The organism is Variovorax gossypii, from assembly GCF_003965815.1.
In the GTDB taxonomy this organism is placed as follows: domain Bacteria; phylum Pseudomonadota; class Gammaproteobacteria; order Burkholderiales; family Burkholderiaceae_C; genus Variovorax; species Variovorax gossypii.
Genome location: NZ_RXOE01000005.1, coordinates 34,670 through 59,084 on the forward strand (window position 1 = coordinate 34,670; position 24,415 = coordinate 59,084).

Genomic DNA, 24,415 nt, shown 5'->3' on the forward strand with positions numbered 1-24,415 from the left:
ACGTCGTTCTCAAAAAAGTCCGTGGCGATTCAGAAAGCGACGTGCTCGGGTCCCTTCAGCCCCAGCAGCGCACGCGCCTCGTCCGGCGTTGCGATCTCGTGCCCGAGGCTCTCCAACAGCTGGCGGACCTTGCGTACCTGCTGCGCGTTCGATTCGGCGAGCTGCCCGCGCGAAATCAACAGCGAGTCCTCGAGTCCGACGCGCACGTGCCCACCCATCGTCGCGGCGGCCGTGGCCAGGGGAATCTGGCCGCCCCCCGCACCGAGCACCGACCACTGGTACGCATCCCCGAAGAGCTTGTCGGCCGTGCGCTTCATGAAGACCAGGTTCTCGAGGTCCGCGCCGATGCCGCCCAGGATGCCGAGCACGAACTGGATGAAGATCGGCGCCTTGAACATCCCCGAGTCCACGCAGAACTTGAGGTTGTACAGGTGCCCGACGTCGTAGCACTCGTGTTCGAACTTGACGCGATGATCCTGTCCCAGCTCCTCGGCCACCATGCCGATGTCGCGAAAGGTGTTGCTGAAGATGTAGGTGTCGGATTCGCGCAGGTACGGCTCTTCCCAGTCGAACTTCCAGTCCTTGTAGCGCCGTGCCAGCGGATGCATCGAGAAATTCATGCTGCCCATGTTCAGCGAGCACATCTCGGGCGAGAAGCGCTTCGCCGGCGCGATGCGCTGCGCCACGGTGTTGCGCAGGCTGCCGCCGGTGGACAGGTTGATCACCGCGTTGGTCGACGCCTTGATCGTCGGCAGGAACCCGAGGAAGTGCTCCGGGTCGATCGAGACGGCCCCGTTGAGCGGATGGCGTGCATGCAGGTGCAGCACCGCTGCGCCGGCCTCGGCCGCGTCGATCGCCTGGCGTGCGATGTCCTCGGGGCGGTACGGCAATGCGTCGGACATGGTCGGCGTGTGGATGGCGCCGGTGATGGCACAGGTGATGATGGTCTTGCGCGACGGTTTGGACATGGTGCTGGGCTGTCTTTGCGATGAAGTTCAGTGTTCGACCGGCTGGCGCTGCCAGACCAGCTTGATGACGGTCTCGATGCCGTCCTGCATCTGCGGCGCGGTCGTCAGGACGGCGGCGTCCTGCTCGAAGCTCAGGGCGCGACGCAGCACGGTCCCGACCCAGTTCGGATAGGTGGACATGTCCACCGCGTGCCGGACCCAGCCGCTCTCCACGTCGAACCGCCCTGCGTACGCGATGGAGGATCTGTAGGCTTCCGCGCGCTGCGACTCCGGCGCCGCCTGCCTGTCGCCGTCGAGCTGTGTGCGGCCCTCGTGGGTGATGAGCGCCATCATCCGTCCGTCGCCGCCGTAGTGAATGACGCCAGTTGGCCGCGCGCCGTAGACGTCGTGCAGGCGTTCGCCGCGAGGACCGACGGCATAGGCCTCGCGCAGGAACCAGGTTCCGATCAGAGCATCCGCGTTCATGGAAAAGAAAACTCCAGGGTTGAGAGAAAGTGTTCAGGGCAGCACGGCCACGGCTCGGACCCACCCCGCGGAAGCGGCGTGGATCTTCACGGGGAAGCAGATCACCTGGAAACCCGTGGGGGGCAGCAGGTGCAGGTTGGTCACCTTCTCCATCTGGAAGTAGCCGATCTCCCGGCCCGCCTTGTGGCCCTCCCAGATGAGGGACGCATCCCCGGTTTCGCGATAGCGCCGCGCGGTATGGCTGAACGGAGCGTCCCAGGACCAGGCGTCGGTCCCGACGACCCGCACGCCGCGCTCGGTGAGGAACAGCGTGGCCTCGCGGCCCATGCCGCAGCCGGTGTCCAGGTAGTCGTCCTGCCCGTAGCGCGCGCCCGCCGCCGTGTTGACGAGCACGATGTCCAGTGGCTGCAGCACGTGGTCGATGCGCGCGAGCTCCGCCTCGACCTCGTCGGCACGCACCACGTGACCGTCCGGCAGATGCCGGAAGTCGAGCTTGACCCCCGGCCGATAGCACCACTCCAGCGCCACTTCGTCGATGGTCGCAGCCCGCTCGCCACGGTTCATCGTCGAGGCGTAGTGCCACGGCGCATCCATGTGGGTGCCGTTGTGCGTCGACAGGTCGATGCGTTCGACGGCCCACGCTTCACCGTCGGGCAAGTCTTGCGGGCGCAGGCCGGCGAACGGCTTGGCCAGCGCGGCAAAGGTTTCCTGGTGGTTCTGGTATCGGATCTGCGGGCCATTGCCCGGGCGGTCCACGGACAGGCCATTCTGGATGGCGACGGACAGGTCGATGAGCTGCATTTCGGTCGTGCTGTGAAGTGTCGGGTGGGGCGCAATCGATTCGCCGGGTGCTACTGCTTGCGCAGGCCGATCGCGCGCACCAGTTCGGGCCACGACTGGTTTTCATGGGCGAGGAACTGGGTTGCCGAGGCAACGGAACCACCGGTCGGCTCGCTGCCGCTCTCGCGCAGCCTCTGAACCATGTCCGGTTGCTTGAGGACGGCGTTGACCTCGGTGTTCAGACGGCTCACGACGTCGGCGGGCGTTCCTGCGGGGGCCACCAACATGAACCACAGAGAGAAGTCGATGCCGGCGAAGCCCTGCTCCTCGAAGGTGGGTACGTTGGGCAGGGCCTCGGCCCTCTGGCGTGTCGAAACGGCCAAGGCCTTGACCTTGCCCGACTGGATGAACGGCCGAACGGTGCCGACGTTGTCGCACAAGGCCTGGACGCTGCCGCCGAGCAGGTCGGTGATGGCGGGTGCCGCGCCCTTGTAGGGGATGTGGTTCAGCGCGATGCCTGCGGAGCGCGCGAACAGGCCCGCACAGATGTGCTGCGGGGAGCCCTCCCCGGCATTGGCCATGTTGATCTGGCCTGGCTTGCTTTTCGCGCTCGCCACCAGGTCCTTGAGCCCTTCGTTCGACAACTCGGGCCCGGTCACGAGCACCAGGGCGGCCGACGACACCTTGGCGATCGGCGCGAATGCCTTGACCGGTTCGTAGGGCATCTTCTGAAAGAGGCTCTGATTGACCGCCAGCGGCCCCAGCCCCGCCAGGAGAAGGCTGTAGCCATCGGGCTGCGACTTGGCAACGGCATCGGCGCCGATGGTGCCGTTCGCACCGCCCTTGTTGTCGACGATGACGGGCTGGCCCAGGCGGGTCCCGAGTTTCTCGGCCAGCAGACGGGCGATGTTGTCGGTGCCCCCGCCCGGCGCATAGGGCACCACTAGGCGAATCGGCCTCTGCGGGTATTGCGCCGCAGCCGGCAGTGCTGCCAGGGCAAGGGTCCACAGGATGCACTGCAGTGCCGGTTTCAACATCTTCATTTCCTTTGGTGACGACTTGGCTCGAATATTAGTTATTCGACCGACTAAGTAAAAATAGGGCAAACCCTAGCGACGGGGACGAGGCCAGGGTGGGCACTGACAGAGCAGCCGTGGAACACGGGGCGCGGGGCCTTTGCGGCGCCGAGTGCTCGGCCGTTCACGAAGGGCGGGATCGGGTGGGCCATGACCTCCCCTCCGAATCGGTGCGGGAGCTGGGCCGCTTGTTTGTTAGTCTTTCGAATAACTAATAATGGAACGGCCTGCACGGAGCAGGAACATGATCCATCGCCCTCGGGAGGCTGACCGGCCTCGGGCGGACCGCGAAAGTAGCAAAGCCATGGGAAAGAGCATTCATCTCGACAACTCCGCGGCCACCACGGAGGCCGCGGAGTCGTCGCCGCATCGGCGGCGCAAGAGCGACGCGCGGGAAAACATCCTGCGCGCGGCCGAAGGCCTGTTCGCGGAACACGGCTTCACAGGCAGTTCGCTGCGCAACATTGCCGAAAGCGCCGGGGTCAACCAAGGGATGATTCATTACTTCTTCCGCAGCAAGGAGGCCTTGTTCCAGGAGACCTACCTGCACCGTGGCACCCCGATGGTCGAAGAGCGCATGCGACTGCTCGACGCAGAGGAGGCCGCGGCCAAGGGAGCGCCCGTCCCGCTGGAGCGCCTCATCGAGAGCTTCCTGGCACCCGCATTCAAGCTGGCGATGAGCGGTGACAGCGGCCGTGCGTTCCTGCGCATGCAGGCGCACCTGCAGCTCGACGGCACGCCGTTCGCCAACGAACTGCGCCAGCGCCTCTACGACGTGTCGTCGCGCCGGTTCGTGGCCGCTTTCGCACGCAGCCTTGCCGACCTATCACGAGAGGACGTTTCCTGGCGCTTCATGTTCATGCTCGGCAGCTACCAGTACGCCCTGGCGGACACCGGGCGCGTCGACGTGATCTCCGACGGGCTGTGCAGCGGAAAGAACATTGCCGAGTCATTGCGCCAGATCGTGCCCTTTCTCGCCGCCGCCATGCGCGCGCCTGGATTGACCATCGCTTCAGACAAGCCTTCACGCAAGCGCTGACGACCTGCCTGGACTGCTGCCACGGGCATCCCGCCTGGCGTCCTTCACGGCACCTTCATTCAGAGACCGCCACGGGAAGGATGGTGACAAAATCTGTCACTATGCCTTCTTACATTGAGCTTTCCCCAACTCAACTGAAGGAAAGCACCATGAATACCAGCAAGGCACTCGAGATCGCCCAGGTTTACGCCAAGGCGCTCGCGAACAAGGACGTCGAGACCATCGTCTCCATCTCAGCCGAGGATGTCGTCTGTACCTCGCCCATCGGTCAGACCGCCGGCATCGAGCGCTTCCGCGCCTTCCAGGAAGGTTTTGCCAGGATGCTCACGAACCTGACCGTTCTCGCCGTCTACGGCGACGATGAACAGGCCGTCGTGGTTTACCTCGCCGAGACGCACCCGGTGCCGCGCTCGCTCGTGGCGGAGCTCGTCAAGATCAAGGACGGCAAGCTTGCATCGACCGATGTGATCTACGACGCCACGCCCTTCGCCGCCTTCATGTAAACGGTTCAGCCTCATTGAGCGGACGGTCCTGCAATGAAGCGAGTTCAATACGACAGGTATGGCGGCCCCGAGGTGATGCGCCTGGCGGAGTTCGACCTGGAATCCCCTGGCCAGAGCGACGTGGCAGTCAGGGTTAGGTTTGCGGCCCTCAATCCCATCGACTGGAAAGTGCGCAATGGCGATCTCAAGATGGTCACGGGAAAGTCCTTCCCGCGCGCGTTGGGGTCTGACTTCTCCGGCACGGTGATGGCCGTCGGCCCGGGCGTCACTCGCTTCAAGCCTGGAGATGCCGTGTTCGGCCTTGCGAGACTCAAGGAAAGCGGTGCGTGCGGCCACGCCGTGCTCACGGATGCGAATTTCCTGGCGAAGAAGCCTGACGGCGTTTCCTTCGAGGATGCAGCTTGTCTCGGCACTCCTGGCGTCACCGCCTGGAATGGTCTCTTCGACAAGGCCAGGTTGAAGCCCGAGGCGCATGTGTTCATCAACGGCTGCACCGGGGCGGTTGGAGAAACAGCCGTTCAGCTTGCACGGATGACAGGGGCCAGGGTCTCGGGCAGTTGCAGCGCTCAAGCGATGCCACGTGCCCATGCACTGGGTGTCACGAGCGTCTACGACTATCGAGCAACCGACTTGGCAACTATCAGCGAGCGCTTCGACGTTGTTTACGATACCGCGGCCACGATGACGAGCGCCGTCGGCCTCGGGATGCTTCGTGAGGCAGATGTGTTCCTGGACATCAATCCGACGCTGGGCAAGTTCATGCGCTCCATGTTCGATCGCAGGCTGAAGCCGATCATCTGCAAGGCGAGAGCGGACATCCTCGATGGCCTGGCGCGTGCTGCCGCAGAAGGAAAACTGCGGCTCCCGGTTGCCAAGACCGTGCCGCTGAGCGAAGCCATCCGCCTCGTCACCGCGCTCCAACAAGGGCACAAGCTGGCCGGCAAAGGCCTCGTTGTGATGGATTGACATGTCCCGCAGCCAGCGGTTGTTCGACCTCATGCAGGTGCTGCGCCGACACCGTGGAACGGTGTCCGGCGAAGTGCTTGCCAGCGAGTCAGGCGTGTCGCTGCGCACGATACGAAGAGACATCGCCACGCTGCAGTCGCTCGGAGCGGACATCGACGGTGCCCCGGGCGTCGGCTACATCCTGAGGCCGGGATTCCTTCTGCCCCCGCTGTCATTCACCGAGGAGGAGCTCCAGGCACTGGTCGCGGGCGCACAGTGGGTCAGCCGCCAGACGGACGATGCGCTCGCCTTTGCCGCTCAGAATGCGCTCGCCAAGATTGGTGGTGTGCTTCCCTCCGACATGCGAAGGATGCTGGATGACGACGCGCTCTACATCGCCCGGAAGAGAGAAGACACGTCGGGTCTCGACCTGGCAAGGATCCGTCAGGCGATGCGCGACCAGTGCAAGATGCGCATCGGCTACACCGATCAGGCTGGTGCAGCTTCGCAGCGGGTCATCTGGCCGATCATGCTGGGCTTTGTCGAGTCGCGACGGTTCATCGCGGGATGGTGCGAACTGCGCCAGGATTTCCGCCTGTTCCGCGGCGACCGAATAACAAAGGTCGAATTCCTGCAGGAGCGCTATGCCGGAAATCGCCGCCAGATGGTCAAGGAATGGCGCGCGCAGGTCGAACGTGAACGCAGTCGGCGTGATGGCGTTTAGGCGGCGCTTGCTCATCTGGTGGGCTGGTAGAACCCTGCCGCATCGCAGGTACGCCACCAGCCCCAACCAGGAAATAGCAGAGTGGGCGAAAAACATTCTTCACCGACATAGGACTAGCAGTCCGAGGGATGAGCAAGTGGACTGTAGCGCCGCTCGTCCGCTCGAAATTCGACGGACGACATCTCGAAACAGGGCTGATGTGCGACGCTGAGCAGCTGGCGAAGGTGACCTGATAAGCAAGACTCTGATCGCGTGCCTTTGGCAAATCGGTTCGACTTCTGTGCACGCTGACTTGGCGCGGAACGTCGCGTGGGTAGCGAACATTGAACGGCTCATCTGCCCCACAACTACCCCCGATGGTTTGCCCAAGATGTGAACAAGGCGAGATTGCCGCAACGGCAATCAGATGCAATGGCGCTGGGCTGTTCGTTTGCGAGGAGTGCGAGGCTACTTGGATCGTCGAGTCCGAGATTGGGGCGAGGCCCTTCGTGGACCTCGGTACCCATATGCGAAGCTTGGGACTCGCACCAACCTGGGATGAGCTTGACGCCCGAGCTCCATAGGTTCTACCCGGCCACGACCGATCATTCGCCGATCCAGCAAAATTCGGCTGAAAGAAGCCGCTTGAAAAGCCCTCAACAAGAATGCTCACGGTAACACTACGCCCGCAGAAGGACTTCCCCACCGATGACTTGGTCACTGTTCTACCGCTTCGACGATGAGGTCCCCACGAACTTTTACGAACTGCGCCAATTCGGCAACTCGCTGTGGACCGCGAACGGCAAGGTGCACACCATGGGGCACTCCCTGGTCGCCGAGTTCGCAAGTCCCGAAGCCGCAAAGGAAGCCCTCGTGCAGCGAAGCAACGAGATCGAGGCGCAGGGCTACAAACGAGTGCGCCACGGCATACACGATCCCGCTCGAATCGACTTCCCCTTACTCACTACAGAGATTCGCGAAGGTGCTCGCCACACCTTTCAAGCCATTCGCGCGGCCCATCCTGACAAGACCATCCGCCTTTTCGCGCTTGGCAGCGATGACGGTGCGATGACCATCGTCCATGCTGCCAGCGATCTCTCTTTGGGCGCTCCGGGCGACATGGACGATGAAAGCGAGGTCTGGAGCTCCGCCGAATGGCCCTACACGGAGGGCGGTGAGTTCCTCGACATCGCTTACCGCATGATCCTGTCATGCCACCGCAGCGACTTGCCTTGCGATGTTGAATTCGACGTCTTGCATGCGGGTCTCTTCGAGGCCTGCATTGCCGCGATGGAGCAACTTGACCGTGAAGGTTTCTTCGGCACGGGCGACGCGCGTGAAGAGGTTGTTCTGCTATGCCAAAGCGAGGGCAACGAGGATATGGAAGGCTCGATCGGAAGACTCAACACTTCGCGCGTGGTGGGGCGACTCGAACGTTGGATCAAGCTCTGCCAATGAGCTCAGACTAAGAGCTTGGCGGATTGCCGGATGACCCTGAGGCTTCGCCTGAGTGATCGCTTTGCGAAGTTTCCAAGATAGAGTCGGCCAGAACCAGTCGTTCGACCGCGCTTGAGAATGCGGCCGCAAGCGGACATACGATTTGATCTTCTAATAGGGAATGGAAATGCCAACAATCGCCTTCACAGCGCCTGCAACTGTGTTTGACTTTCGCCGCTCGGATGATGGCGAAGTTGTGGAGGATCTCGGACTACTCCAGACTCTTGATGGCCTTGCCTACACCGACGAAGAGTTCTCAGATTACCTCGCAGACGATGATCGAACACGAGGGCTCGCAGCACTGGGTGTTACGGGTGGCGATCTGACCTTTCATTTTTCGGGAACTGGGCTGGAAGCGCGCACCATCTACTCAACTCCGCGCGCGCTGAACGCTGTGGAACTCGGCGCGCTCTGCGAGTACACCATCGGCCAATGGAGCGATGGAATCGGGTCCAACTTTTTTCAGGAAAGACTTGCCGAAGGCCTTGCCCCTCAAGTTCTCCTTCCTGACTCGCGCATGGTTCGTGCTGAACAGTTTGCCTAGACACCACAGATTGCGCCGCTCACGGCCAAGACCAGACGTTCGAGTTGCCGCTGGTTAAGAAGCTATCCGACAGTGCATAGCCTCATGAAAATTGCCTTCCTCGCCGCCGTAGCCGTCGCAATAGGCGGATGTGCTGTTTCAGCCCGTGCGGACACCGCTCGGCACTTGCAGATGACCTCTGGAGGGCGGCTACTCGCCCAAGTTGACATGTTGGATGACAACCTATGCGCTGCCTTCCGAAGCCAAATGCAGGAACGCTTTCGGGCCGGTATGGCTGCAACATGTGGAGCGTCGAACGAAGGACTAGAGTTCCACGCGGTGCTGAAAATGTCTGGAGCGCCACGCGACAGTGATGCCTACTTTCCCTCGCAAGAAGCCTGCGACGGCTTCACCTTGGCAATTTCTCGGGGATCGTTCGCAACCGTAGTAGACCGCTGCCGGCAGCATTAACAAACCCTGAATTCCGTATGAAGCTGTACCTCGCGTGCCTGGTCATCCTTTGCGCCCTTTCCGGCTGCGCGACCAACGGACCGGTTGAGATGTCCACCGAAGGCCTCGGGAGCAACCAGGTGGCGACGCTCACACCCGCCCAGATGCCGGCGTCCGTGCTCATCAATATCGATAGAAAAAGGCCGGGCAACTGTTTTACCAACTGCTCGTTCTATCGCCCTGTGCGCATCTTGGCTGGCAAACACAAGATTGAGATGCAGGTGATGCTGCCCTCGCCGATCTTCAAACAGGATGGGCCGTGGATTCCGCCGGAGCACGTCGCGGCGGCGAAGAAGCTGAGGTCAACGGCCTCGTCTATCTTCACAACAGCCTTTTGGCTGGACGAACAGGAACTCACTTTCGAAGCCGGCAAGAACTATCAGTTGAGGTATGGCTACCTGAGCAGGAGCGACCACTCCCCTTACATCTGGTGGGTGGTGAGCGACGCAGGCCAGCCGGATGCCAGCGCAGCAACAGCGGCTGATCGCAAGTGAAGCAGTTGCCCGGGCCTCGCGATGCCGCAGTTCCCCCTTGCCTTTCATGACGCATCATGTCGGCAAGCGGCCCATCAAGGTCATCCATTGACTGCCTGCTGCCGCGGGCTGGGCACGATCAGCGCTGATTCGAATCATCGTCTGGGCGGAACAGGCATCAACCGCTTCTTCATCTGCAACCTTCCCCCCTGCCTGAGCGGCGGCTGGTGCGCTGCATCGACCCGCCGAATCCGCCCTTGCGCCACTGCCATGGAATCCTTCGCTGGACAGCAAATCTCGCAGCAGAACAAAGCCATCTGCGAGATGCAGCAAGGGATCCGCGCGCAGGGAACATCGATGCGGTAGTACTTGCTTCCGACATTCCCTATTCGAATCGCGGGTTGAAGCTTGCGGCATGGCGGCAGGCAGTTTAGAAGGTCAATCACAAGCTTGGTTTGTGGCTCGCACGGAGCCGAGGGAGACCCAAGGAATGACCCGCAGCTTCATCGCCCACAGCGAACTGGGCGAGCGCCTGAAGTTCCGTTCCATGACCGGACAGGAACGGATCTCCTCACTCTTCGAGTACAGGGTGCGCCTGATCAGCGACACCTCGGACATCGCTGCCAAGCGCTTGCTGGGCAAGGACATGAGCATCGAAGTGGATCTGGCCACCGAGCTGGGAGGGGCCGGCAAGCGCTTTCTCAGCGGACAGGTCACGCAGTTCACCTACGTCGGCAAGGACGACGGCGACATGCACATCTACGAGGCGGTGCTGCAGCCCTGGCTGTGGTACGCCACGCGCCGCTCCGACTTCAAGATCTTCCAGTTCAAGACGGTCCCCGAGATGCTGCACGACGTGCTGGGCCACTACGGCTTCACCATCGTGGACAAGTTCAGCGGCAGCTACCGCACCTGGGACTACTGCGTCCAGTATGCGGAGACGGACTTCAGCTTCGCGAGCCGCCTGATGGAGCTCGAGGGCCTCTACTACTTCTTCGAGCACGCGAAGGGCGGCCACAAGCTCGTGCTATGCGACGCCATGGCGTCGCACGTCAGCCTGGCCAACGGGCCCGCGAAGATCCCCTACCACGCCGGCGTGCTTGCAGCCCAGGTCCTCGAGCAGGACTTCATCGACACCTGGAGCCATCGCGAGGACATCGCCTCGGGCCACTTCGCAGCGGACGACTACGACTTCAAGAAGCCCAACGCCGAGATCGACACGACGCGACAGCAGCCGGCGGGCCACGAACGGGATCACTACGAGCTCTACGACTGGCCGGGCGGCTACACCGAGATGGGCGACGGCGAGAACTACGCGCGCGTGCGCATCGAGCAGCAAGGCGCGCGACGCGAGTTGATCGCCGGCCACGGCAACCTGCGGCACCTGGCGCCGGGCTACCTGTTCGAGTTGACGCGCCATCCGAGGTCGCAGGAGAACCGGCACTACCTGATCGAAGCCGTCACCTACGACTTCCAGGAAAACGCGCTGCGCCAGATCGGCGCCGCCTATGCCGCCTATGCCGAGGGCACCAGCGGCACGAGCTACCGCCAGACCTTCGAGGTCCTGCCCGACAGCGCCAGTTACCGCGCCGCGCGCATCACACCCAAGCCGCGCACCACCGGCCCGCAGACCGCCGTGGTCGTGGGGCCCGCAGGCGAGGAGATCCACACCGACGAGTACGGCCGCATCAAGGTGCAGTTCCACTGGGACCGCTACGGCAAGATGGACGAGAACTCATCGTGCTGGATCCGCGTCTCGCAGACCTGGGCCGGCAGCAACTACGGCACCATGCACGTGCCGCGCATCGGCCAGGAGGTGATCGTCGACTTCCTCAACGGCGACCCGGACTACCCCATCGTCACCGGCCGGGTCTACAACGCGGCGCAGATGCCGCCCTGGGAGCTGCCGGCCAACAAGACCCAGTCGGGCATCCTCACGCGCTCTTCCCAGGGAGGAACGCCGGGCGACGGGATGAAGGACTCGCCCGGCACGGCCAACGCGCTGCGCTTCGAGGACAAGGCCGGCCAAGAGCAGCTGTGGCTGCATGCGCAGAAGGACCAGCTCACCGAGGTCGAGCACGACGAGGACAAGTGGGTCGGCAACGACCGGCGCAAGACCATCGACCGCGACGAGTTCAACACGATCCATCGCGATCGCACCGAGGTCGTGGACCGCAACGAGAAGATCAACGTGCACGGCTGGCGCACCGAGGAGGTGGACCAAGACGAGACCATCACCATCCATCAGAACCGCATCGAGCGGGTGGACCTCAACGAGACCATCTCCGTCGGCCGCTTCAAGATGCAGACCGTGGGCATGGGGTACACCCAAAACGTGGGCATCTTCAAGATCATGTCTATCGGCGTGAGCTATATGGAGAACATCGGCGTGACCATGATGACCAACGTGGGCGTCGACCAGTCCCTGAACGTGGGCCAGACGCAGACTGTGCGCGTCGGAGATGTGCGCGACACCGTGGTGGGGCGCAACGATTCGCTCGCGGTGGGCGACACGCTGCGCATGCACGGCCGCAAGGTCGCGATCACGGCCGACGACGAAATCACGCTGAGCTGCGGCGCCAGCACCATCCGCATCACGGCGGGACGGATCGAGATCCTCTCGCCCCTCGACAAGCTCAACTGCTAGGAGTCACGTCCCCATGAGCGGTAAACCAGCGGCGCGCATTTCGGACAGCGTCTCCGGCGGCAAGGTCGTCAGCGGATCGGGCACGGTGCTGATCGGCAGCCAAGGCGGCGTTGCCTGCTCGGAGTGCCCGGGCGGCGTCACGGTCGGCAACCCGGTGAGTCCCTCGCTGGGAGCCAAGGTCCTCATGGGAGAGCCCGAACTGGACTTCGCCCTGCACGGTGCGATGCCGCTGGTGTGGCAGCGCCAGTACAGCAGCTACGTCAACCCAGAGCACGGCGCGCCCTGCGGTCCGCTGGGGCATGGCTGGACCTTGCCGGGCATCCTTCGCATAGAAGCGGGCGAGGAGGCCTGCCGGCTGATCACCGGCATGGGCCGCGTGATTGCCTTCGATGCCTTGCCTGAGGGCGGGTCAATCTACAGTCCGAGCGAGGACCTGTGGCTGCTGCGTGGCGCCAATCGTCCGGGCGACGCGGCATGGACGCGCGAGGTGCGCTTCCGGCGCGTGCTCGCCGAGTTCGGCGCCGATCCGCACAGCATCGTGGTCACCAACGGCCAGGCGCAGACCTTCTGGGTGCTGCAGGCTGCGCAGACGCATTCCGAAGCCAGCGCGGGCACGCACTACCTGCTGTGCCACCAGCAGGACCGCTTCGGACGGTGCCAGAGCTTCCAGCGCGACGAGTTCGACCGTGTCACCGGCATCGTCGACGGCGTGGGGCGCCGCTACCGGCTGAGCTGGCGTCAGGTGCACTCGCCAGTGGCGGCACAGGGGCTGTGGCACGCCGACAGCGGCTGGCGGCTGACTGGCATCGAACTGGCCGAGGATCCGCTGGTGACCGATCCCGCGGAATCCGTCATGCTGGTGCGCTACAGCTATTCGCCTGATGGCGACCTGCTGACCGTGCACGACCGCGCGGGTCGGCTGGTGCGCGAATTCGCTTGGCAGCGGCACCTGATGGTGGGTCACCGATACCTGGGCGGTCCGCGCCACACCTACCGCTACGAAAGTCTCGAGCCTGGCGCGCGCGTGGTCGAACACTTCAATGAGGAAGGCCTGAACTACCGCTTCGACTACGAGCTTACGCCCACTGGCAGGCAAACGCGCGTCGTCGACAGCCTGAGGCGCGTCGAGGTCTATCGCTTCGAGGGTGAGGGAGGCCTGTCGAGGCTGGTGGAGCATGTGCGCGCCGATGGCAGCCGCCTGGGCTATGCCTACGATGCGGCGGGCCGTCTCGTCGAGGCCATGGACCCGCTGGGCGCAGTGACCCGACTGCGCTACGACGGTCAAGGGCGCGCGTTGGGCAGCCAGGCGCCGGATGGCGGGCATTCGTTGCTCGAGTACGACGAGGCGACCGGCCTTCTCGTGCAGACCGTTGACGCGGCCGGACGCGCCACATGGATGGAGCACGACGAGTGGGGCCGTCTGACGCACGTCACGCGGCCGAACGGGCATGTGGAGCGCCGAGAGTACCCCTCGCCCGAGGCGGCTCCTCTGACCTGCGAATATCCCACTTTGCTCGTCGATGCGAAGGGCGGCGCTACCCGACTCGCCTGGAGCGCCACGGGTCAGCTCATACGCCGTACCGATTGTTCGGGTCGCACCAGCGAGGCGCAGTTCAATGCACGCGGCCTGGCGATGCAGCAGACCGACGCGCTCGGGCAGACCACCCGCTACGAGTACGACGCGGCAGGGCATCTGGCCGCCGTACACCATCCCGACGGCAGCACCACGCGCTACCGTCGCGACACTGCGGGGCGTATCGTGCGCATCTTGTTGCGCGAAAAGGGAGCGGAGCAGGACATCGGCTTCGCCTACGACCTCTGGGGCCGCGTCACACAGCGCTGGCAGCGCGGACTGGAAGTGCGCTTCGCCTACGATGAGGCCGGTCGACTGGTGCGACTGACCAATGAGAATGGTGCCGTGAGCCACTTCGCCTGGGACGCGATGGATCGGCTCGTCGAGGAGAGGGGCTTCGATGGTCGCCGTCAAACCTTTCTCTACGACGCGGCCGGCCGGCTCGTCGAAGCCTCGGATGGCAGGGATCGTGATGAGTTGCGCACCCGCTACCTGTGGGACGCACTAGGCCGGCTGAGCGAGATTCGTGTACCCGCCACCGCGCACAGTTCCGCGCGCATCGAGCGCCTGCAGTGGAACGCCGCCGGACAGCTCATGGCAACGCGCAGCCACCTGCGCGATGGCGAAAGCGACGAGGCTGGGCCGCTGCTGGCCGAGGCGCTGATTGAGCGCGACGCCGCGGGCCATCTCGTGGCCGAGACGCAGCGCGTGTACGACCTCGCACCGTTGACTCCCGGCAAGCCGACTGGAAGCACCATCGCCTTTGAACACATCATCTCGCACACGCTCGATCCGCTCGGAAACCGCGAGGCCAGCCTGCTACAGGATGTCGGTCGGCTCGACTATCTGATGTATGGCGCGGGCTACTTGCACGGCCTGCTGCACAACGGCCGCGGCGTCCTGGACATCGAACGCGACGGCCTGCACCGAGAGATCCGGCGCCGGCTGTTGTCGCCTTCGGGCAGCAGCGTGCTCGAAGTACAGCGCCAGTGGGATCCGCGGGGGCGTGCGCGAAGCCTCGACATGGCCGGGCTGCAGCGCCGGGATGCGGCCGGCGAAGGCACGCCCGTGTCCCTGGTCGGTCAACTCACACAGCGGCGCTATGACTACGACGACATAGGCCAACTCACGGCAATCCGGTCGCCGGGCGGCGATACGCTGTTTCGCCACGACGCGGCCGGACGGCTGATTGGTGCAGCGGGCATGACCAGCGCCGAGCGGCGCTGGCGCTTCGATCCGGCTGGCAATCGCCTGCCGTCTTTGGACGACACACGGCTGCAATTCGAGCTCGCGCACGACGACAACGGCTGGGCCGCCGAGGTCCGCAGCCGCTGGCGCGATCAAGACTTCGACTTGCTCAACCGCGAGGAACCGCGACCGTCCACGGCGCGGTCGCTGGCGGGCATCGTGCGCTGGCACGACAATCGCGTGGGCCACGGCGACGATGCGGTGTTCGCCTACGACAGCCGCGGCAACCGGGTACAGTCGCTGCGACGCGATGGCCGGCGGCTTGTGCTGCGCTATGACGGCGCCAACAGGCTCGTCGAGTCGCACGCGACCGAAGCGGATGGAAGCGTGATCGTCAGCCGCCATCTCTACGACGTCCACGGTCGTCGACTGACCAAGACGGTGAGCGAACAGACCCCAGGCAAGGCGGCGCGAGAAAGCCGCACCTTCTACGGCTGGGACGGCGACCACTTGGTGCATGTGGAGCACTGGAGCCCGGAGAGCGAGCGACAGGTGGTCCACACGGTGTATGAGCCGGGCAGCTTCACGCCGCTGGTGCAGTTCAGCGCCGCAGGCGGCGCCACGCCCACGGGACTGGCGGCCCTCGCGGCGCATGCGCGCGACCCGCGCATGCAGCAGGCACTGCACGAGGCTTTCGATGCCTTGCCGCTGGACATGCGCGAGCGCATGGACACGCAGGTCCGCCAGATGCTACGCGACGGGCTGCCCGCATCGGCGCAAGCACTCGAGGCCTTGCCTGTCGCAAATGACACGCGGTCAGTCGCGGTGCGCCACTATCACTGCGACTACCTAGGCACGCCACAGGCGCTGACGGACGAGCGAGGCCGGCTGGTATGGATGGGCCGCTGTGATCCCTGGGGCAACCTTCTGCAGGAATTCAACCCGCGCGGCATCAGCCAGCCCATCCGCTTGCCGGGCCAGCACTACGACGCGGAGACCGGGCTTTGCTACAACCGGCACCGCCACTATGACCCGGACATCGGCAGCTACGTCAACCAGGATCCGATCGGATTGACCGGCGGTATCGCGCTCTTCAGCTACGCCCAACAGAATCCGGTGCAGTTCTCCGATCCAATGGGGCTCTATGCCTACGCCGGCACGTCGACCTCGGGGCTCGACGGCGCACCAGTGCAGGGCCCCCTGTCCGGCGGCGCGCAGAACTGCCCAGACTGCGTGCAGGTGGCGGATGCCAAGAGCACCGCTGCAGCCTGCTTGGTAGGCATCTTCCTCATTTTTGGATTGCCGACCGGCGGCCGGACCAACTTCCCGGCGCCACCGCCGCGCCCGGTACGCGTGGAGCAGGTACAAGAGCCGAAGAAATGCGTATGAAGAACGCGCGGCCCGCTTCGTTCACGCACTTCGTGGGGGCGCAGTACGCCTCCCTGCAAACGACCGTCGCTGTGGACCAGGCAGGTATGCTGTGAACGTCTCGCCGTTCCGCCTTGACCAGGGTTGGAGCCTGCGATCATCAGGAGGCGGCCGAGCATCCGACGAAGGCGACGCACTCCGCGAGGTTGAGGCGGCCAGCAGCAGGTACTTCTCGGCATCGGTGCGCCTGCTTCGACGCTTTCGGCGAGAAGACAGGCTTTCGGACAATGCGCGCGAGGAAATCATGAACCAGTGCTTTGCGGGCGGCGACTACAACCATAAGCAACAGGCCGGCAACGTCTGGAACGCCTACAAGAACTGCGCAGGCACGCCATGAGCGGCCAAGACCTCGACGAGGAATCCCTGTGCAGCCGGGTACTGGAAGCCTTTCCCGAGGAACGGCTGGCGGCGCAGTGCCATGCCGAAGACGCCTCCCTGGGCTTCGACGGCCAAGGCATCGCGCGCCTCAACGAGCAGTTGGGCGGCAGGCGCTGGACGCAGTTCGACTGGCCGGCCATCCTCGCGCTGCACCTCGATGCGTGGCAGAGCATCGCGCAGCTCGAGATCGAAGCCTACCGGCGTGTGTTTCCCTCGCTGCTGTCGTACATCGCGGGGCCCCGCGAGGACTTGCTCTCAGAGCACTTCATCGAGATGCACCTGAACCTCGGCAATGTGTTCAGAGCAGAAGAGTCCGGCTTCCTCGCATCCCTGGACGACGCGCAAGCCGGATGTGTGGCACTGGTGCTCCTGTCCCGCGTCGAGAAGAAAAGGCAATGGCGCCTGTGCCAGGATGCGCTGGACTCCTACTGGGGACTGTTCGTGCCCGAGGGCGAATGAACGCCGGCCGGTGACCGTCGGCCACCCTCGCCCTCTCCATTCAGGAACTGCGCCCAACTGCCGATCATGCGCACCTCGCACCTTGGAGTCGGCATCAACAGCCGTGGACGCTGCTGGCGCTCGGCTCGAATCCCCCTCCACCGCCGAGTTCGAGGACGCCGCGCGGGCGCTGGCGATGGATCTGCGCGTCGTGCATGTGGCGCAGCCGGCGGACCCGGCCCGGTGGCGCTGGACATCATGGGCGGCAACGTGGACTGCGGCTTCATTGTCGCGTCGGTGGTTCTGCCTCATATCCAGAGCGGCCGGCTGCGCGCCATCGCGGTTTCCGGCAAGGAAAGATCGGGCTTGCTGCCGACCGTTCCGACGGTGGCCGAAAGCGGTCATCCCGGCTTCGATGCGACCTTCTTCGAGACCTTGATGGCCCCCTCCGGTCTTCCCGCACCCACTGTGGACAAGATCCAGCGCGACGTCCGTACGGCCCTGCAAGCGCCTGCCGTGCGCGCCCGGCTGGCCGAGATGGATCTGTGCGTCGAGGCCAACTCGCCTCAGGATGCCCAAGGCCGCGGTCGAGAAGACTTTGCTAAGTGGGGCGTCATCGCGCAGAAGACCAGGGCTGCAGCTGGATTGAAGCGCGAGTTCCGCCTCGGGCAGGAGGCGAACTCTGATGTACCGCGTGCGTGACACTGCAGCACGGACATGTCTTGATGCGAAGGCCGGAGAGTCCGGTACATCCAGTGCGCGCTGCCAGGCCTCGTCACTGGCCGGGCTTGATGTGCCGGGTCTCCAGTTCGCGCCGAGTCTTGGCCAGTTCCTCGGCCAGCAACTTCTCGTCTGGCAGCATGGTTTGGTATTCAGCGGCCAGCACCTTGTTCGGCAGTCCTTCCAATGCGTAGCGGGCTTCCGCAGCTCCCTTTTCCGCGCACATGATCAGCCCCACTGGCGGGTTCTCCCCGGGCTTCATCCAGTGCTCTCGGGCGTAGTTCAGATACAGGTGCATCTGCCCAGCGTCGGCATAGCTGAACTTGCCGACCTTCAGGTCGATGACCAGCAAGCACTTCAGTCGACGATGGAAGAACAGGAGGTCGACACGAAACCAGCTGTCGTCGATGCGCAGCCGCCGTTGGCGCCCGACGAAGGCGAAATCGTCACCCAGCTCCAGAAGGAAGTCCGCCAAGTGCTGGATCAAGGCGCCCTCCAGATCGGATTCCGAATATTCGTCCTTGAGATTGAGAAACTCCAGCACGAAGGGGTCCTTGATGGCCTGTTCAGGCGTGAGTGCGTCGGCGGACTCGACGACCGCGCCCTTGGTCAGCATGGCCGCCTTGTCGGCAGACAGCGCGGTGCGCTCGTAGAACTGGCTGCCGATCTGGCGGTCCAGTTGCCGCACGGACCAGCCTCCCCGCAGGGCCTCGGTTTCGTAGAAGGCCCGGGCCTGCGAGTTTTTGACCGACAGCAGACGCACATAGGCCGACCAGGGGAGAGGGAACGCCTGGGCGATCGACAGCAGGTCGGGCAAGGCCCCAGACACCGTCTGGAGTTTCTCGGGAAAGGCCGATTCTCCAGACGGTGTCTGGGGAATCCGGCGTGCGCGCGATGAAGTGGACGGCGGCCGCTGGGGCCGAGACGAGGGCCAGGCGGTATAGAAGAGCCGCATCTGCCACAGGTTCTGCCGGCTGAATCCTCGGCCAAATCGTGCCGAGAGGTCCGCTGACAGGCGCTCGATGAGTGCCTCGCCATAGGCGGCTCGTTCTTGTCCACCCTGCTCGAACTCGACGACCCGACGGCCGATCTCCCAGTAGGTGGCCGTCATCAGCGCGTTGACGCTGCGCGCGGTCGCCTGGCGGGCCGCCTCCAGCAGCGAGACGATGTCCGCGTGCACGCCACCGTAGCCGGCAAGCTCAGGCGTGGTCGCCGTCATGCGGGCACCCCGGACGAGGAGATTCCAGCCTCCCCTTCAAGACCTCCGCAAGTGGCACCGTCCGTAGCCACCGGGACGACGCCCCTCCTGAAATGCTTCATCGGAGGTCTCCATCGCCTTGACATAGCCGGTCATCTTATCAATAGGCCCGAGCCGCCCTTGCACAACCCCGAGCGCTCGCTGCCCCACGTGCCCGCCGACGCAATGACGCTGATGCGCGGAGAGAAGGCCGCGCGCCACGCCGATGCAGGCGTTGTCTGCCTTGAGGTCGCGCTCGGCCTGCAGGATGTCGAGGCGGCGCTGCAGCAGCTCCGAAGGCAGGCCCTGCGGCACGGGTGGGCCTGCACTCCATCTTGCTGCCCCGCAACGCCCATCGGCGGCCGGCGACCGCTCTTGCCGTTCGAACAACATCTGCACGGGCCCGCGCGGCGGGCGGTACTGCTTGAGCGACACGGGGGCGAAGAGCTATATCCGGCGATAGGACACGAAGGCTTGCGAGCGGAACCGGCAGCCGAGAGCTCGAAGCCGCATCCGTGTTGTAGATCGCCACCGCCCCGACGTCTAGCACCGATCCAGTCCCTGTGCTGGGGGAGCATCACCTTTTCGACCCATTCATCAAGGCTTGATAGATCGTTGCGCCGGGCCAGGGCAGGCGCTGCTGACTTCTTGACCACGCGAGGTGCACGTGCGCGACACGGCCCGAGCCATCGCAAATTTCGAAGAGCGCATCGTCACCGTTGCCGCGAGCGAGAAGCCGTACGGGAAGCCCATACATGCAATGGCCGATCGGCATCTGGCCTCGAGCTGCTTCTTGAAGTTTTGCTGGAACTGCTCGCCGAGATTCAGCCCACCGCCTTGGGGCCACCCAAATCCAACCAGCGCTTGGGATTCTCATAACTCCATGATTTATAAAGAAAAAACACCATCTCTAAAATCAACCAGATGGATGTTCAGGCTCGCATTCTTCAAGCGCTACGCCCTCGAAGCGATGGCGTGGTCCTGCGCTCCGACCTCAGCTCTCTGGGCAGTGCCAGTCAGGTGTCTGCCGCCTTGGCCGAGCTCTGTCGCAAAGGCTCCATATCGCGTATCGAACGCGGCGTGTACGCCCTGCCCACGAAGTTGGCTTCACAGGGCAAACAAGCTCTGCTTCAATCCGCCCGTAAGCGGCAGGCGGACGCGCGCCAAGCTACATCCACGAGGGAAAAGCTCAAGGCTCAGAGAATCACGGCTGTTTCACGACACGTGATGGCGCTGGCCAAGCGCGTGGGCGTTTCGTACGTTCCGACTTTCAGCGATCGCTGGGTTGCCAGCGTCACCAAGCTTGCTGGGGACGACATCGCAAGCGATTCAACCGACGACCTGCTCGTGGCGCTCGCGCGCGCCGGCAAGCTGTCACCGGTAGACATGACAAAGATGGTCATAGCACATCACCGTGCACTCAAGGCACATGTTTGATCCATTCGGGGACTTTGAGACAGCCGGATATTTGCGCAACTCGCATCAGGATAAGGACCTCGACATCGTCAAGGTTGCTGAGCACGCACTGTTTCGCGCGCAGCTTCCAGAGGCGCTCGCGTACCTCTCCCGACGCGAGCAGATCGGGTATGAAGACTTTCTGGAAGTCCACCAACTGCTTTTCAGCGCCCTGTACCCATGGGCCGGAACAGACCGCGCCGAACTTCTGCCCGAAAAGGCCGTCCCGAAGGGTTCGAAGACTTTCAACTCTACGGCTCTCAGGCCCCGCTCACGCTGTTGACCAACCGTGAGGGTGCCTGGGCAGTCTTTCCGCCCCACTTGAGCGGATGGCGACGGACATCGAGCTCGTGCGCAGCGCTGCCCTTTGACTGCACGAACCTGGTGGGGCTGCCGCGCGGCAGCACTCGACCAATGCCCCAGGAAGGCATTGAGCATGGAAGCCATCAGGCGAGCACCGATGGAGCAAACTGGTTGCGCAGGTGACGCGCCATGAAATCGCGCGCTTCGCCGGCAGACACGGGCTTGCACAGCCAGTAGCCCTGGGCCTCGTCGCATCCGTGGCTGCGCAGGAACTCGAGCTGGGCGGCGGTCTCGATGCCCTCGGCCACGACCTTCATCCGCAGCCCGTGGGCCAGCGTGACGATGCCGTCGATGAGTGCACGCGCATCTGCATCCTGCGAAAGGTCGTTGACGAACGAGCGGTCGATCTTGACCGTCGACAGCGGAAAGTGCTTCAGGTGGGACAGCGAGGAGTAGCCCGTTCCGAAATCGTCGATCGCGAGGCCGACGCCGATGTCCCGGATCGCGCGCAGCAGCTCCACCGCATGCTCCGGGTTCGCCATCATCGCGCTCTCGGTGATCTCCAGCTCCAGCAGTGACGGATCGAGCCCCGAGGCATCCAGGACGGCTTTGACGTCGGCCACGAGCGTGCGGCTCTCGAACTGCCGCGGCGACAGGTTGACGCTGATCAGCACCTGCGGCAGACCGTGCTTCTGCCAGGCGAGCGCGTCGGCGCAGGCCTGCTCCAGTGCCCACCTGCCCATCGACACGATCAAGCCGAGCTCTTCGGCGATCGGGATGAACTGCACCGGCGGCACCATGCCCAGAACCGGATGATGCCAGCGCATGAGCGCTTCGACACCGACGATGCGCTGGGTCTGCAGGTTCAGCTTCGGCTGGTAGTGCATCTCCAGTTCGCCGCGCTCCAGGGCGCGGCGCAGCGCGCTCTCCAGCATCAACTGCTCGGTGCTCCGCGCATTCATCTTGGCCGCGTAGAAGCGGTAGGTGTTGCGGCCTTTTCCCTTGGCGTGGTACATCGCGGTGTCGGCGTTCTTCAGCAACGCCTCGGCATCGCCCCCGTTTTCCGGATAGATGCTCACGCCGACGCTGGCGCTGACGTGCAACTCGCGCCCTTCGATGACGAAGGGCTCGGCGCAACAGGCCAGCACCTTTTCGGCGAGCACCGCGGCATCGTTCGCGCTGTCCAGGTCCTCCAGCAGCAGCACGAACTCGTCACCGCCGAAGCGCGCCACGACATCGGTGCCGTTCAGCATCGCCGTGAGGCGCTCGCCGCAGATCCTGATCATCTCGTCGCCCGCGCCGTGGCCCAGGGTGTCGTTGATGTGCTTGAAGCGGTCCAGGTCGACGAACAGCACCGCGAACTGCTTCTGGCTGCGGTTGCTGCGCCTGATGGCGCGCGCGAGTTCGTCTTGCAGCGCCGCGCGGTTGAACAACCCCGTCAGCCCGTCGTGGCTGGCCATGAAGCGCAGGCTGCGCTCGGCGAGCTTGCGCTGTTTGTACTGGGCGATCTGCAGGGCGATCACGCGCAGCGACTCCAGCGTCTCGGCCTCCATGACGGCGAGTCTGGAACTGAAGAGCTCCAGCGCCATGGTCGCATTGGTGGCAACCATGGGCACGATGAGGCCGGTGGTCAGCCCCGCTTCGCGGGCCATCGCGTCGCGGGCGAAATGCCCCGGGGAGGCCTGCGTGTCGACCCGCACGACGCCGGTCTTCCAGGCACGGCCGAGCGAGCCTTCGCCGGGCCGGTATTCGCGCAGGCGGCTGTCGCGGACGAACCGCGTCACCGCCGGGTCCTTGTCTTCGGCATGCCAAGCGGCATCACAACGAACCAGGCCGTCCTCGCCCACGCTCCACAACGCGCCGCAGTCCCAGCACAGGTCGGTGCATATCGCCTCCAGCGCCAGCCCCATCACCGTCTCGGCCCTGCCGTCGCCGGCCAGCAGGCGGGCGATCTTGTACTCGAGCTTCTGCCGCAGCGCATCCTTGCGCGGCTGCGTGGCGTCGCGCACGGTGCCGCGCACCAGCGTCCTCCCATCTTCCTCGGTCGACTGTGCAATGACGTGGAGCCAGCGTTCGGTGCCATCGGGCAGGCTCAGGCGGTGCTCGAATTCGCTGCGCTCCGTGGAATGGAAGACCCGCGCGATCTGCCGGCGGACTGCGGGGCGCTCCAGGGCCGGCACGCGCGACAGCAGCGCGTGCAGGTCCGATGGCGGGGAATCGTCCCCGAAGCCCAGGATGCGCTGGGCTTCTTCGGAGCATTGCAGGGCCCCGGTTTCGGGGTCGAGGGTCCAGCTGCCCAGACTGGCCAGTTGCTGGGCGTCCTTCCACTGACGTTCACTGACGCGCAGGTGGCTGGTCATCTTGTTCGCCAGGACCTGGGCCCGGCTGCGCGAGGTGGTCAGCGAGAAGACGATGCCGGCCAACAGCATGCTGGTCGCCAGGCCTACGAGAACGATGGACCACGGGATGGCCTTGTCGAGCGGGCCGAAGACCTGGTTCTCGTCCTGCTCGACCTCGACCAGCCAGGAATGGCCCCCCAGTTCGAAACCGAGCGAGCGCTGGAGTCGGTGCGCCGGCGAAGTGGCCGCAACGGCGGGCTTCGCCAACGCGGCACTGTCGAACAGCAACTGCGGCTCGCTGAATGCGGTGGGTGGGACGAACCGGGTCTCGATGCGCGTGCCGATCGCTGCCTTGCCTGGCCCTGCGTCGACCAGGCGCAGCCGCAGCGTCCGCGCGGCATCGGGGCTGACCACGTCGCGCAGCACTCCCGCGATGCTGAAGCCCGCGCCCACCGAACCGATGTAAGCGCTGCGCCGCTGCTCGAGCGTATCGAGCGGCATTTGCGGGCGATAGACCGGCAGACGCATCGCCAGTCCGATGTCGGCCTCGCGCCCCGGGAGGCGGACCTTGCGCCCGGAGGTGACCAGCCCGCCCGTATCACGCCCCTGCTCGAGCGCGTTGCCTCGATCGGGCATCGCACCCAGGTCATTGCCCAGCAGCATCTCGTTGCCGGCCTGGGGTTCGATATAGACCAGCGGGTAGTAGATGTCCCGCTCGCCGGGTGGCTTGATGACGAAGCTGGAGGCCACGCCGGCACCGAGGCTGGCATCGCGGCGGACCTGCTCTTCGAAAGCCTTCTTCTGGTGGGCCGCGATGAAGGGTGCGTAGGTGACAGCCTGGAACCCGGGGTACGCACTCGCCAGGTTGAGCCCCGCGACGTAGTCCCTGAAGTCGCTTCGCGTCACGTCCTCGAGGGTGTTGAATCGCGCACGCAGGCCGATCAGCACGGCGATGTAGTCGTCGAAGCTGGCTTCGACCTTCTGCGCCAGATCGAGCGCGGTGGCGTCGAAGCGTTCCCGGGCGTTGCGTCCGATTTCCTGGTAGGCAGAGATACCGAGCGCGACCGACAGCGTCGCGCCGACCCCAAGGATCGCCAGCGGCAGGCGAACCTTGACCCAGATGGACATTGACATTGGACTCGCCCTCCATCGCTGGCTCAGGCCATTGCAGCGTTGCCGCAATATATCGGGCCAATACCGCAGCGTCACGCAATTAGTTACGAGGAT

The 24,415-nt window shown here is 64.4% G+C and carries 21 protein-coding genes; 14 read left to right on the forward strand and 7 right to left on the reverse strand.

Translation table 11 applies throughout. The features are described 5' to 3' along the window. Positions 1-29: 29 nt before the first annotated feature. The 4 genes from kce to EJP69_RS18970 are packed head-to-tail and all read right to left on the reverse strand — an operon-like array spanning position 30 to position 3,250. Positions 30-968 (reverse strand): 3,5-dioxohexanoate:acetyl-CoA acetone transferase, encoded by a 939-nt coding sequence (gene kce, locus EJP69_RS18955; protein ID WP_126472083.1) that lies wholly within the window; start codon positions 966-968, stop codon positions 30-32. Positions 969-995: 27 nt separating this feature from the next. Next, the gene (locus tag EJP69_RS18960) at positions 996-1,433 is read right to left on the reverse strand and encodes a lipocalin-like domain-containing protein (protein ID WP_126472084.1); all 438 of its coding nucleotides are present in this window, start codon (positions 1,431-1,433) and stop codon (positions 996-998) included. 33 nt (positions 1,434-1,466) lie between these two features. After that, positions 1,467-2,234 carry a cyclase family protein gene (locus tag EJP69_RS18965; protein WP_126472085.1) on the reverse strand — a complete coding sequence of 256 codons (768 nt, stop codon included), beginning with the start codon at positions 2,232-2,234 and terminating at the stop codon, positions 1,467-1,469. A 50-nt stretch (positions 2,235-2,284) separates the two neighbouring features. Further along, the gene (locus tag EJP69_RS18970) at positions 2,285-3,250 is read right to left on the reverse strand and encodes a Bug family tripartite tricarboxylate transporter substrate binding protein (protein WP_170217168.1); all 966 of its coding nucleotides are present in this window, start codon (positions 3,248-3,250) and stop codon (positions 2,285-2,287) included. A gap of 283 nt (positions 3,251-3,533) precedes the next feature. Between EJP69_RS18970 and EJP69_RS18975 the strand changes: the two genes are divergently transcribed. The 12 genes from EJP69_RS18975 to EJP69_RS19035 all read left to right on the forward strand — a co-directional run bounded on the left by EJP69_RS18975 (position 3,534) and on the right by EJP69_RS19035 (position 17,836). Beyond that, the gene (locus EJP69_RS18975) at positions 3,534-4,328 is read left to right on the forward strand and encodes a TetR/AcrR family transcriptional regulator (RefSeq protein ID WP_170217169.1); all 795 of its coding nucleotides are present in this window, start codon (positions 3,534-3,536) and stop codon (positions 4,326-4,328) included. 149 nt (positions 4,329-4,477) lie between these two features. Beyond that, positions 4,478-4,831: a nuclear transport factor 2 family protein gene (locus EJP69_RS18980; RefSeq protein WP_126472088.1), complete on the forward strand. Its 354-nt coding sequence runs from the start codon at positions 4,478-4,480 to the stop codon at positions 4,829-4,831. A gap of 33 nt (positions 4,832-4,864) precedes the next feature. Next, a complete protein-coding gene (locus EJP69_RS18985) occupies positions 4,865-5,797 on the forward strand; it encodes an NAD(P)-dependent alcohol dehydrogenase (protein ID WP_126472089.1) in 933 nt (310 codons plus the stop codon). A gap of 1 nt (position 5,798) precedes the next feature. Beyond that, a complete protein-coding gene (locus tag EJP69_RS18990) occupies positions 5,799-6,500 on the forward strand; it encodes a helix-turn-helix transcriptional regulator (RefSeq protein WP_176947684.1) in 702 nt (233 codons plus the stop codon). 687 nt (positions 6,501-7,187) lie between these two features. Next, positions 7,188-7,937, forward strand: a complete 750-nt coding sequence (locus EJP69_RS19000; protein ID WP_240652205.1) for a DUF4303 domain-containing protein — start codon at positions 7,188-7,190, stop codon at positions 7,935-7,937. Positions 7,938-8,103: 166 nt separating this feature from the next. After that, positions 8,104-8,520 carry a hypothetical protein gene (locus tag EJP69_RS19005; protein ID WP_126472090.1) on the forward strand — a complete coding sequence of 139 codons (417 nt, stop codon included), beginning with the start codon at positions 8,104-8,106 and terminating at the stop codon, positions 8,518-8,520. A 467-nt stretch (positions 8,521-8,987) separates the two neighbouring features. Continuing rightward, entirely contained in the window at positions 8,988-9,503 is a 516-nt protein-coding gene (locus tag EJP69_RS19010) for a hypothetical protein (RefSeq protein WP_093307207.1), read from the forward strand. Positions 9,504-9,972: 469 nt separating this feature from the next. Then, positions 9,973-12,129, forward strand: a complete 2,157-nt coding sequence (locus EJP69_RS19015) for a type VI secretion system Vgr family protein (protein ID WP_126472091.1) — start codon at positions 9,973-9,975, stop codon at positions 12,127-12,129. Between the two features lie 13 nt (positions 12,130-12,142). Next, complete coding sequence (locus tag EJP69_RS19020) at positions 12,143-16,279, forward strand: RHS repeat-associated core domain-containing protein (RefSeq protein WP_126472092.1); 4,137 nt, start codon at positions 12,143-12,145, stop codon at positions 16,277-16,279. Between the two features lie 91 nt (positions 16,280-16,370). Continuing rightward, positions 16,371-16,655, forward strand: a complete 285-nt coding sequence (locus tag EJP69_RS19025; protein WP_126472093.1) for a hypothetical protein — start codon at positions 16,371-16,373, stop codon at positions 16,653-16,655. Continuing rightward, complete coding sequence (locus tag EJP69_RS19030; protein WP_093307210.1) at positions 16,652-17,155, forward strand: hypothetical protein; 504 nt, start codon at positions 16,652-16,654, stop codon at positions 17,153-17,155. The genes EJP69_RS19025 and EJP69_RS19030 overlap by 4 nt, the downstream gene beginning before the upstream one ends. Before the next feature lie 222 nt (positions 17,156-17,377). Beyond that, positions 17,378-17,836: a tripartite tricarboxylate transporter substrate-binding protein gene (locus EJP69_RS19035; protein ID WP_170217170.1), complete on the forward strand. Its 459-nt coding sequence runs from the start codon at positions 17,378-17,380 to the stop codon at positions 17,834-17,836. A gap of 73 nt (positions 17,837-17,909) precedes the next feature. On the opposite strand, the gene EJP69_RS19040 is transcribed toward EJP69_RS19035, so the two are convergent. Together EJP69_RS19040 and EJP69_RS30000 are read right to left on the reverse strand one after the other, a co-directional pair. Next, complete coding sequence (locus EJP69_RS19040) at positions 17,910-19,073, reverse strand: PDDEXK nuclease domain-containing protein (RefSeq protein ID WP_093307212.1); 1,164 nt, start codon at positions 19,071-19,073, stop codon at positions 17,910-17,912. Between the two features lie 36 nt (positions 19,074-19,109). Next, complete coding sequence (locus EJP69_RS30000; RefSeq protein WP_206169354.1) at positions 19,110-19,406, reverse strand: hypothetical protein; 297 nt, start codon at positions 19,404-19,406, stop codon at positions 19,110-19,112. 609 nt (positions 19,407-20,015) lie between these two features. Here EJP69_RS30000 and EJP69_RS19050 point away from each other — a divergent pair. Both EJP69_RS19050 and EJP69_RS19055 read left to right on the forward strand, forming a co-directional pair. Continuing rightward, the gene (locus EJP69_RS19050) at positions 20,016-20,528 is read left to right on the forward strand and encodes a type IV toxin-antitoxin system AbiEi family antitoxin domain-containing protein (RefSeq protein ID WP_126472094.1); all 513 of its coding nucleotides are present in this window, start codon (positions 20,016-20,018) and stop codon (positions 20,526-20,528) included. Further along, positions 20,521-20,829 (forward strand): hypothetical protein, encoded by a 309-nt coding sequence (locus tag EJP69_RS19055; RefSeq protein WP_126472095.1) that lies wholly within the window; start codon positions 20,521-20,523, stop codon positions 20,827-20,829. The genes EJP69_RS19050 and EJP69_RS19055 overlap by 8 nt, the downstream gene beginning before the upstream one ends. A 163-nt stretch (positions 20,830-20,992) precedes the next feature. On the opposite strand, the gene EJP69_RS19060 is transcribed toward EJP69_RS19055, so the two are convergent. Beyond that, positions 20,993-24,322, reverse strand: a complete 3,330-nt coding sequence (locus EJP69_RS19060) for a bifunctional diguanylate cyclase/phosphodiesterase (protein WP_126472096.1) — start codon at positions 24,320-24,322, stop codon at positions 20,993-20,995. Positions 24,323-24,415 lie beyond the last annotated feature (93 nt).